Source organism: Chitinophaga sp. 01L420, assembly GCF_056399985.1.
Window position 1 is genome coordinate 1 of sequence record NZ_JBFTSK010000003.1, and the last position, 11,894, is coordinate 11,894.

An 11,894-nucleotide genomic window follows, 5' to 3' on the forward strand; every position below is an offset into this window, starting at 1 on the left:
GACTGTAAATGGTCAACAGGCAGATGGTCCGTTGTTTAAAGAGCAGTCGCTGGGTGTAAAACAACTGATCCCGGATAATGGGCTGGCAGGTACAGAAGTAATCGTGAAAGGAATGGGCTTCAGCACCAATGCGGGTGATAACCTGGTTACCTTTAACGGCATTACGCTACCTGTAACTGCTGCTACTGATACTACACTGCGTGTAGTGGTTCCTGTTGGTATCAGCACAGGAACAATGGAAGTAAAAGTAGGTGGTCTCGCCGCTACTGGCCCGCTGTTTAAACGTGCCGGTGTAATGACGATAGCCGGTGGTCCCAATTCGCCGGATTTTGCGTATCCGGCGGCCCTGGCAGTAGACGGAAGCGGTAATGCCTTTGTAACAGATGTGAATGTGGTGAAGAAAGTAACGCCGGATGGCAAAGTGACACTGTTTGCCGGACAGGTGAATGGGTCATCTGGTAATACGAATGGCACGGGTACAGCAGCGTCGTTCAACTTTGTAACCTCCATTGCTATTGATGCACAGGATAACCTGTATGTGATAGAACAGTTTGCCAAAGCAATGCGTAAAATTACACCGGCGGGTGTAGTCACTACGGTGGCCAAATTTTCTTTCACGCCCATTGGTTTGGGGATTGATAAAAATGGTGTTTTGTATGTAGGTGCGCAGTATGGAGGCGTATGGAAAATAGATGCAGCAGGTAATGCCACTGCCATTGCACGTAACAGTTATGAAACACCGGGCAGTAGTATCGCCATCGATAACGCGGGCAATGTATTTTATACCAACGATAATGATCCGAGGGTATTTAAACTGGCGGATGGGAATAAAACAGCGTATGCCGGTTCCCAGTACGGTTACAACGATGGTCCTTTACTGACCGCTGGTTTCTCCGGATTGACGGGCATTGTCAGCGATAGGGCTGCGGGTGTGTTTTACGTGGCAGATAATAATGCCATCCGTATGCTCACCGATGATGCGGTGATTACCGTAGCCGGCTGGAAGGGTGGTACTGCGCCTCCTTCAGGCGGATATGTGGATGGCACCCTGAATCAGGCGGCGTTCTCCAATATCAGCAGCCTGTTTATCGACAGGGAAGGAAATGTGTATATCATGGAACGCTTTAACAAGGCAGTGAGAAAGATATTTTTCAAGTAAGCGCTGATAGATTTCATAAACAAAGAAAATCCCGGCTACATCTGCAGCCGGGATTCTTTTATTTAAGGAGAAGTTAGTCAGTATTAATAACCTTCGTTCTGTGCCATATTTGGATTACGTTCTACTTCAGCGAAAGGCAGTGGGAAGATCGTATAGTTACCATTCCATTTCTGGATGCCAACATTACCATGAGCAGGAATATCACGTTGTGTTCTCTGGAAGTCCAGCACACCATGTCCTTCGAAAGCCAGTTCTATGCGGCGTTCTGTGAGGATATTGGTGATCAGTTCTGCCTGGGTGGCAGGAGCTAATACACTGGCTTTTGCCCTTGCTCTGATGGCATTCAGCAGGGTAACAGCGCCCGCATCAGGAGCAGCCGTATTCAGTCTGGCCAGTGCTTCTGCTTTGATCAGCATTACTTCTGCCAGGCGGATCACAGGTACCCATGCATCGAAGGTGCTGGTGCCAAAGAATTTGGTAGTATAAAAGGCAATGGTATCCTTGGTAACTTTGTCGATGCTATAACTAAACAGCGGTTTACCTCTCAGGTCCGTTTGGTAGTTAAAGTTCGGTAAATTACGATACCCGGCGCTGATGGAAACATCGGCACGACCACCGGAACCATAATGCTGCCCCAATGCGTTATTGGTATTGGGGTTATCACCGGAGTTCATCGCTACAGAAAAGATACGCTCTGTGGAGGATTGGTAGTTACCCGCAGAAAAAACCGTGGCAGGGGTAGTATCCAGTTTGTATCCGGCGGTAGATAATAATACACTGTCCGCAAAATCCCTGGCTTTGGCCCAGTTACCCTGGTATAAATAGATACGGGAAAGAAGTGCTTGTGCGGCACCTTTGGTAGCCCTGGCATGGTTTGCAAAGCTCTCTAAAGGTGTTTGGATAGGCAATACTGCCGATGCTTCTGTCAGGTCCTTGATCATCTGATCATATATTTCCTTTACGGTATTGCGGGGTACCTTGTTGCTGGGATCCGTTGCTTCCGTACCATTTTTGGGAGCTGTGAGAATCAATGGTACACCTGGGTGTGTAGCGCCAGCGGAGAAAGTATACGTTTGAGCGAAAGTATTCACCAGGTAAAAATAAGATAGCGCGCGGATGAACTTTGCTTCTGCGTAATAGCCTGCAGCTTCCTCTGGTGTTACCACACTTTCGTTTGCTTTCAGGTTCATGCTAAAGAAGTTGGTCTCATTGATGGTTCTGTAACCACCGGACCAGCAATTGAAAGCATATACATTGCTGGACACCATATCAAAGGTACCCAGGTTGGTAAAAAAGCCGGAACTGTTTGCATCCAGACCACGTTGGTCGGCATATAACAATACACGGCCGCCGAGGAATTCCGGATTTTGCAATGCATCATACATACCCACCGCTGCTTTACCAATCCTCTCAGGGTTGCTGAACGCATCTTTCGGATCCAGTTTGGCGTATGGTTGCTGATCATTTACTTTGGAGCAGGAAAACATCACCGTAGAAGCCAGCGCCACAGCGCCTATGGCCAGGCGGCTATTGAGCCTTGTTGTGAAGTTCGATTTATTTTTAAATTTCATAATTCTCTTTTTTAAAATCACTAACAATTAGAATCCAACATTTAAACCCAACGTGTATATTCTTGGAATAGGTACACCTCTGTTATCTACACCAAAGTTGATATTGCTGTCACGGTTGGTATTTACTTCCGGATCAGAACCTTTGTACTTGGTGATGATGAAGGCATTCTGCACCAGTCCGTATATGCGTAAAGTGCTTACACCCAGTTTTTGTTTGATGCCAGGGAAAGTGTAACCCAGGCTGATTTCACGTGCTCTCAGGAAGTCACCTTTTTCCAGCCACCTGGTAGATGCTTGTGTGATAGTAGCATCAGCAAGGAATAACTTAGGGACATCTGTGTTTTTGTTTTCTGGTGTCCATCTGTTTTTCACTTCTTCCAGGTTGTTACCAAAGAAAGTAGTCATTAAAGCAGCGCGGGTACCATTATACACATAGTTACCACCACTGTATTGCAGGAAGATGCTCAGGTCAATGCCTTTGTAGGTAAAGGTATTGTTCAAACCACCAAAGAAGGTAGGATAACCTGATTTGTCCTGGTATTGTGCATCACTGGAAGAAATCGGCGTCTTTTTGGTTTTGCCGTCAGGGCTGGTCCATTTGTCGGTAGCACCCGGAGTTGGGTTGTACATGATCAACTCATGGTTCTTATTGTAGTACATTGGGAAACCAGTTTCCGGATTCACACCACCCCATTCGATCAGGCGGAAAACACCAAGTGTTTTGCCTACGCTGGCGCGGTTGTTAACTTTTACCAGGTCAGATCCGTCAGCTGTAGCGGTTACCCTGTTTTTGATAAAGGTCACGTTCAGGTTGGAAGACCAGGTAAAGTCTTTGGTTTCAATGTTACGGGTGTTAAGGGTTAACTCAATACCTTTGTTCCACATCGCACCAACGTTGGTGGTCAGGATAGAACCAACGATACCGGTTGGATCCCATGGAATACCAGCAGTAGCCAGTACAGGAGCATCCAGGATCAGGTTATTGATGTTACTGTGGAAATAATCAGCGGTAACAGTGATCCTGTTTTTCAGCAGGGTCGCATCAATACCGATATCCAGTTTTTTAGAGGTTTCCCATTTCAGGTTCGGATCACCGATCTGGAACTGGGAGAAACCGTTGATGTCTGCATAACTACCACCACCATATAAGGTTCTGTAAGCATACGCCTTGATGTTGGAGTTACCTACGATACCATAGCTGGCGCGCAGTTTCATGTCGCTGATAAAGGAGATGTTATCTTTAAAGAAGCCTTCTTCTGATATTCTCCATCCAACGGAAGCACCAGGGAAATAACCACGGCGGTTGTTAGGACCAAAGTCAGAGTAAGCATCTGCTCTCAGTGTTGCATCAAAATAATATTTGGAACCATAGTTATAGCCGATCTTACCAAAGTACGAATCAAAGGCGTTGGCAACATTATTACCACCGGTAAAACTATTGTCGGTACCGGCATATAAGCCATCATAGATTTCTTTAAAATAAGAATCTGCCAGGTTACCCTGTCCCGTATACAGTACTTTCCTTTGTGAGAACTGAGATTCGATACCTACCATTGCATTGATGAAATGGATATTATTGAAACTCTTCGTATAGGTAGCATAGTTAGACCAGTTCCATTGGTTTTGTCTTAACAGGTTTTCCTGTACCAGTCCATTCAAACCAATACCATTGCCAGCCTGTTTAGGGCCACTGTACTGATCTTCAAAGTTCTGGATGAAATCCACRCTGAAACGGGAAGTTACTTTTAAGCCGGGAATAGGCTCTACTTCTACATAGGCAGAAGATAAAACACGGGTAGAGGTATTATCATTTCTACCATAGTACACGCTGGAAAGTGGATTGAAGAAACGGTTAAACCTGTTAGTGGTAGTGATGGTATTGGCGCCATCTCCCAGATCCCCGTTGCCTTTTATATAAAAATCACCATTCTTATCATATGCCGGAACGTTAGGCATGGCAGAATAAGCGGAAGTGGTAGCACCGGCCAGGTAGGTATCGGATAATACGCCGTTATTCATTGATTTGGAAGCGTACAGAGAGATACCTGATTTCAGCCATTTTTTAGGCGTTACATCCAGGTTCATACGCATACCACCTCTACGTAAACGGTTGGTTATTACCACACCTTTCTGATCGGAATATTCACCGGAAGCATAAAATCTCGCTTTGTCGGTTCCGCCGGAAAGTGATAACTGGTGGCTTTGTATGATACCTGTCTGAAATGCTACTTTCATCCAGTCAGTTCTGTCTGGTTTGCCATCGCCGTTGATGTCAATATCTTTTGCAATAGGAACCGGGGTTCTGCCTGCAGGTGTTGAATTGGCAGCTTTTTCATTCTGAATAATGTTGAAATCATCACCATTCAGTACTTTAGGTAACCTCGCGGCCTGGGACCAGCCTACATAACCATTGTAGTTAACGCTGATAGCACCGGCTTTACCTCTTTTGGTAGTAATGACGATAACCCCTGCAGCAGCTCTGGAACCATATAAGGCAGTAGCAGCCGCATCTTTCAGTACATCTACTGATTCAATATCATTCGGATTGATATCCGCCAACGGGTTGTAACGGGTACCGTTACCACTGTTGAATACGTTTAAGTTAGTATTGGTATTCATCGGAATACCATCCATAATAATCAATGGCTGATTACTGTTGCTGATAGAGTTCACACCACGGATCCTGATATTTACGCCATCACCCAGTACACCGGAACCAGTGGTGATGTTCACACCAGCTGCTCTTCCTGATAAAGCCTGGTCAAAGCTGGTACTTGGGCGGTCATTAATGAGCGCACCAGATACTGCTGTTACAGAAGACGTCACATCTTTTCTTTTTAATTCGCCGTATCCGGTTACTATTACTTCGTTCAGCACTTTGTTGCTGGCATTCAAGGTAACATTGACTGTCTGGCGGGAACCCACTTTTTCTTCTTTTGCTTCATAGCCTACAAAAGAAAAGATCAATGAGGCTGCACCATCTACCTGTATGGAAAATGTTCCATCAACAGTAGATACCGCTCCTACTTTGGAGCCTTTAATGCTTACAGATACACCAGGTAACGGAGCGCCGTCCTGGGCATCCGTAACTTTACCTTTAATCGTTCGGGTTTGGGCAAAAGCATGCACCATACCGATGGCCAGTAACAGCCATAGTAGTAAACCTTTTTTCATACGGTTTAAATTGGGTTTGTTATGTAAAAAAAAATTGGGACGCCGTGTATCTTCCGTTGGTAATGTTAACTAAATGAATCTCCAGGTAATTGGATACAACAGACATAGATACAGGTCGCTATCATATTTCATTTTGGTTTAGACATGAACATATCGTTTGGTCATTTTTCGATGACCATTAATGATTAAAAACGGCATTGCAGCGCATGAGAAGATAAATCAGCTAAACAGTTTAGTGTGATTTGTACGGACCAGGTTGTAAGTTGGCTACATTACAAACATAGTATTCCCCTGCCGGAAAATTAACCGGTTATTTTATGTAAATTTTTTATGGAAAATATGATTATAAAACACACGCAGTGGCGGGTATATAACAATAGTCCTTTGGTTTACATTTTGTCAGATTTCTGTGGATTAAATAGATTCTCAAGCAAAATTTAATCTCTAAAAGCAAAAAATTTTTATAAGCAAAAAATAAAAAACCAATATTTCTACAAGCAAAGTAGTACAGTAATATAATTTTGTTGTTCCCAGGTTCTGGTTGTTACTGGTGATAATCAGGCAACACAACAGGTTATTTTTTCATTAACGACATAAAAATATATTGTTTTTGTCAGAAAAACAATATTAAACTTTCTCTTTTATTTAACATCATAGTTACTCACCTCTAACAGGTTCCCATCAGGATCACGAAAGTAAACAGAACGGATATTGCCTGTAGCGCCCGTCCTTGCTACGATTCCGCCTTCCAGTATTTTTACATTGTTATCTAGTAATTCTTGTAATATTTCTTCCACTGCAGTATCTGCAATAAAGCAAAGATCTGCAGATCCCATCGTAGGAGATGTTGCTTTAGGGTCTATCTCTTTTCCTTTTTCATGTAGATTGATTTTCTGATGCCCAAACCGCAAGGCTTTTCGGGCATCACCAAACGTGATCACTTCCATGCCTAATATCTTTTCATAAAACTTACGGGTAGTGTCAATATTTTTTACAGTTAATACCAGGTGATCCAAATGGTTAATTATCATGTGGAAATTTTTTAGGAAAGCAGTTATTATCCGCGAGATATTCCCGGAGATCATCCGCTAAGATAGCTTTTTGCTTTTTGCTTTCCGTCTTCCGCTTAAGAGAAAATGTGTTATTTTAGTCCCATCTTGGAATTAGTATCAGCCATAAAACAGGGAGACGAGTTGTCGTATGAGCAGGCATATATCAGCTGCCGGGATAAAGTATTTTACTATTTCCTGAAGAAAACCAGGTCGGAAGAAGATGCCCGGGATTTATTGCAAACCACGTTTTTGAGATTATGGCAGTACCGCAGCTCCCTGAATGAAGACTATTCTCTCGATCAACACCTCTTTAATATAGCCTATACGGTATATGTGGACGCTCTCCGGCGTCAACAGAAAGCATTGCGCATAGAGCACGCCCTAAGCAGGGAAGTCCCGCAGGAACACCCTACGCCGGATCCTGTAGCGCAAAAAGAAATGGATCATCGCCTGCAGGTGCTGCTGGAACAACTGCCGGCAGAAAGAAAAAAGGTCTTCATCCTGCATCGCCTGGAAGGCTATTCCTACAAAGAAATAGCCGCAGAATTGTCCATCTCTGTAAAAACAGTAGATAATCACGTAGCCCGGGCAGTGAAATACCTGAAGAAATATTTCGTGCTGCTGTCCTTTATTGTTTTCTAACTACCTGTTATTCATTTGGGTATAAATTTTTTCAAAAAAACGTCTCCGCAGTGAGGATTTTTTTCACCAGCTGCGTATTACTTACTAACAGCGGATAAATAGTAATGAAGATTTCCAGGAAACGTATCGCACAATATTTACAGCCTCTCCCCGACAAGGAGCAGGAGAAAAAAGAATGGGATAGCTTCGATCACAGCATAGATAAAGACGCTGCGTTCTGGCAGGATTCCTGGAAAGCCATTCAACAGCAAAGAAGGTGGCAGGTAGTGATATGTCGTATCCAACAGGTAGCAGTGGCCGCAGCGCTCGCCGGTGTGATGCTGGGTAGTTATTATTGGTGGAGTGGTACCAGGGCTAACATACCACACCCGGTCATGGCAGCCACATCGCTTAAAACCATTACCAACACCACTGCCGAAGCCATGGAGCTGCTCCTGGATGATAGCACCACCGTGACGTTGTTCCCTGCATCCGCCCTGCAGTACACAGCTGCATTCCCCGGGAAGGTAAGACATGTATCGCTGGAGGGCACAGCGCTGTTTAATGTAAAGCAGGATGCCGCCAAACCATTTACCGTTTTTAGTAACGGTATCGCCACTACGGTATTAGGTACTGCATTCAAAGTAACAGCTCCCCGGGGCGACAATAAAACAAAAGTATATCTCTATAAAGGTAAAGTAGTCGTAAGAACAGCAGATACGGTACAGGTTAAATTACACCAGGAGTATTACCTGCTGCCAGGTGATGTATTCAGTTATGACCGCAGCAATGGCATCGCCGCACTGATCAACAGCCGGTCGCCTGCCAGCCGTGAAACAATGAACAACAGCAGCACTACTGTATCCAACTGGTACATGTTCGAGAACCAGGAACTGTCGCAGGTACTGGATCAATTAGCGGCCATCTACAATGTGCCGGTACATTATAATCCGGCAGACCTGAAAGGAATGAATTTTATTGGTAAAATAGATCGAACAGATTCACTGAAGAATGTTTTGAATGATATCGCGTTATTGAATCATCTGATTGTCGTGAACAATGGAAAGAATTACACCATAAAGAAGCAGTAGACCAAAATTAAATACCACCAGCATTTATTATTGACCTCCACCAGCAGTAATAACTGATATGCACACACGTAGCATTCCGGACATGCTATGCCAGCATTTTAATGTCTAATTCTAAAAACATCAACAGTGCCAAACAGACTTCGTTTATCAACCAGGGTCGGGTATTTTTTGTGTACCCTATTATTATGGGCCGCGTCCCCGCTTTATGCGCAGGAGAAAACAGGCAGCGTAAAAGGAATTGTCCGGAATGAAAAAGGGGAGAAGATGCCCTACGTAAATGTAATTGCCCGCAACACGCTAACCAGCCTGAGTTCCGGCGCACAAACAGATTCACTCGGCGTATTTACGTTTTCCAGATTACCGGTAAATGGTACCTATACCTTTGTGATCAGTAGTATAGGGTACGAACCCCAAACCTTGTCCGGATACACCCTGAAGCCGGGAGAGTCCACCTCTATCCTCGTAAAACTCCGCAGCAGCACCGCTTCGCTGAATGAGGTGATCGTGGTAGGGTATGGTACCCAGCGTAAAACGGATCTCACCGGATCAATTGCAACCATTGGACAAAAGGAGTTAACGCAGGGAGTAAACAACAATGCGTTACAGGCGCTGAATGGTAAAGCCGCCGGCGTATATGTGAATCAATCCAGTTCCGCACCGGGTGGTGGCGTAAACATCCGCGTAAGAGGCGCCGGCTCTATCAACAGCAGCAATGATGTGCTGGTAGTAGTAGATGGCCTCCCAGGCGTAAATCCTGCTTCCATCAGCCAGGATGATATTGAATCCATACAGGTGTTGAAAGATGCCAGCGCCGCTGCTATCTATGGCTCCAGGGCCGCCAATGGCGTGGTGCTCATCACCACCAAAAAAGGAGTGGTGGGTAAAACCACCATCACCTATGATGGCTACATCGGTCTGCAGCAGGTCGCCAAAAAAATGGATATCCTCAGCGCACCACAATATATGCAGGTGCTGAATGAATTGTCCATTGCACAAAATCAACCTGCCGTGTTTAGCAAAGCACAGATGGATGCTATCGGCAACGGCACCGACTGGCAGAACGAAATCTTTAAAACAGCCGTGGCGCATAATCACCAGCTCTCCATGTCTGGTGGGGCAAAGAATAATAGATACTATGTAGGCTTAAACTACTTCAACCAGGATGGTATTCTCAAAAATACCAACTTCGAAAAATATAACGCACGCATCAATTATGAAATAACTCCTTCAGACAAATTTAATCTGCTGTTGTCGATGAACCTCAGCAGAACAAAGAATAATCAGCCTTACAACCAGACGGGCTTCAATGAAAATGCCGGCGCTATTAATACCGCCCTCAATTTCGATCCCACCATTGCCACAGACAAAGATGCCAACGGGCGTTATCGCTTTAATCCGCTGATAGCACTGGAAAATCCGCTGGCCATTGTGAACGGAATTACCCAGTCACAGATACTCAATAATAATTATGGTACAGTGATCGCCAACTATACCCCTATCAAAGACCTTACCTTTACCGCCAGGCTGGGTGCAGATCTCAGCAACTCCCGCGCTGATTATTACAACAGTCGCATTACCCAGTTCGGGCTGAGTGCCGGTGGCATCGCCTCCATTACCAATGTGGAAAATTCGCATTGGATCATGGAATACCTCGGTAAATATGACAGGAAATTTGGATACCATAGTTTTTCGCTCCTGCTGGGAACCACTACCGAACGCTATGATTATCGTACCTCGTACGCAGACTCCCGTAACTTTCTGTCAGATATTACCAATACCAACCTGCTTGGCAGTGGTGACGGTATCAGCGGTGATAATGTAAACAGCAGCCGCACTTCCAATAAATTGAATTCCTATCTGGGCAGACTGAATTATAATTATAAAGATAAATACCTGCTCACGGCCTCTTTCAGGGCAGATGGTACCTCCCGTTTTTCTGATAAACATAAATATGCGATCTTCCCATCACTGGCCGCCGGGTGGAATATTTATAAGGAAGCATTCATGCAGCATGCCGGAAGCATCTCTAATCTGAAACTGCGTTTCGGCTACGGACAAATAGGTAATCAGGCCATCGACAATTTCGCCACGCTGCAAACCTATATCGCCGGTGGAAAAGCAGTGCTTGGGGATAACCTTTACCAGGGTGCAGAACCAGCAAGACTACCCAACGAAAACCTCAGATGGGAAACCACAGAAGAGTATAACCTGGGACTTGATTTCGGCTTCTTTAACGACCGCATTTCCGGATCGGTAGAGTACTATATCAAAAATTCCGGTGATCAGCTGTTCAGTAAGCCGGTAGCCGCATTTACAGGTTTCTCTTCCCAGGTGGTGAACTTCGGTAGTGTGCAGAATACAGGAGTAGACATCCTCGTAAATACCCGCAACATCGTGAAAAAAGACTTCAGCTGGGAAAGCGGTATCACAGCTTCCTTTCTCCATAATAAAGTAACCCGCTTACCGGATTTCATACCACAGGTACTCAAAGGTGCTTTTTCTTTCGTACCAAACTTTGCACTGGTGCAAACAGGTTTCCCTATCTATGCCTACTATGGTTATGAGATAACCGGTATTTTTAAAGACGATGCACAAGCTGCGGCTTCCGGCCAGACAGGTGCCAAAGCAGGCGATCCCATTTTCAAAGATCAGGATGGTAACAAGATTATCAACGCTAAAGACCGCACTGTATTGGGTAGTCCGCTGCCGAAGTTCACCTGGGGATTCACCAATACGGTGACGTATAAACGTTTTTCTCTGAATGTGCTCTTATTAGGTGTACATGGTATTTCTACGCTCGATGCCAATGCCATCGAATCACTATACCCCATCAACTTCCAGCGTAATCATATGGCCACGTATTACCTCGACAGATGGACACCGCAAAACACCGATGCAAAGTATCCTTCGGGCATCAATCCTTCCCGTTACGGCGGACAGTATTCCGTGAATTCATTAACGGTGCAGGATGTTTCTTTTGTAAGGCTGAAGACACTCACGCTGAATTATGTGATCCCTGTACACAACAACACGATCAAAGGATTATCGGTATATGGGGCAGCAGATAATTTATTCACCATCACCAACTATGAAGGATACGATCCGGATGCAAACGCACTGGGTACAAGTGTTACCAAGGTAAGCCAGAACAGTTACCCTTTATCTAAGGTATACCGTCTGGGTGTGAAAGTTAATTTTTAATCAAACGTAACCTAAAATATAAACC

Annotated in this window: 7 protein-coding genes; 4 read left to right on the forward strand and 3 right to left on the reverse strand. The window is 44.7% G+C overall.

Features of this window, described 5'->3' with window-relative positions; all coding sequences use genetic code 11:
* The coding region (locus AC1DP6_RS04035; protein WP_477053679.1) for an IPT/TIG domain-containing protein at positions 1–1,159 on the forward strand (1,159 nt) is incomplete at its 5' end.
* Positions 1,160–1,242: 83 nt separating this feature from the next.
* Here AC1DP6_RS04035 and AC1DP6_RS04040 read toward each other — a convergent pair.
* The 3 genes from AC1DP6_RS04040 to AC1DP6_RS04050 all read right to left on the reverse strand — a co-directional run bounded on the left by AC1DP6_RS04040 (position 1,243) and on the right by AC1DP6_RS04050 (position 6,935).
* Positions 1,243–2,730, reverse strand: coding sequence for a RagB/SusD family nutrient uptake outer membrane protein (locus tag AC1DP6_RS04040; protein ID WP_477053680.1), 1,488 nt, complete (start codon positions 2,728–2,730; stop codon positions 1,243–1,245).
* Positions 2,731–2,757: 27 nt separating this feature from the next.
* Positions 2,758–5,904 carry a SusC/RagA family TonB-linked outer membrane protein gene (locus tag AC1DP6_RS04045; RefSeq protein WP_477053681.1) on the reverse strand — a complete coding sequence of 1,049 codons (3,147 nt, stop codon included), beginning with the start codon at positions 5,902–5,904 and terminating at the stop codon, positions 2,758–2,760.
* Positions 5,905–6,545: 641 nt separating this feature from the next.
* Complete coding sequence (locus tag AC1DP6_RS04050) at positions 6,546–6,935, reverse strand: VOC family protein (protein WP_477053682.1); 390 nt, start codon at positions 6,933–6,935, stop codon at positions 6,546–6,548.
* Between the two features lie 126 nt (positions 6,936–7,061).
* Between AC1DP6_RS04050 and AC1DP6_RS04055 the strand changes: the two genes are divergently transcribed.
* The 3 genes from AC1DP6_RS04055 to AC1DP6_RS04065 all read left to right on the forward strand — a co-directional run bounded on the left by AC1DP6_RS04055 (position 7,062) and on the right by AC1DP6_RS04065 (position 11,869).
* Positions 7,062–7,598 (forward strand): RNA polymerase sigma factor, encoded by a 537-nt coding sequence (locus AC1DP6_RS04055; RefSeq protein WP_477053683.1) that lies wholly within the window; start codon positions 7,062–7,064, stop codon positions 7,596–7,598.
* Between the two features lie 104 nt (positions 7,599–7,702).
* Entirely contained in the window at positions 7,703–8,668 is a 966-nt protein-coding gene (locus tag AC1DP6_RS04060) for a FecR family protein (RefSeq protein ID WP_477053684.1), read from the forward strand.
* A 126-nt stretch (positions 8,669–8,794) separates the two neighbouring features.
* A complete protein-coding gene (locus tag AC1DP6_RS04065; protein ID WP_477053685.1) occupies positions 8,795–11,869 on the forward strand; it encodes a SusC/RagA family TonB-linked outer membrane protein in 3,075 nt (1,024 codons plus the stop codon).
* Positions 11,870–11,894 lie beyond the last annotated feature (25 nt).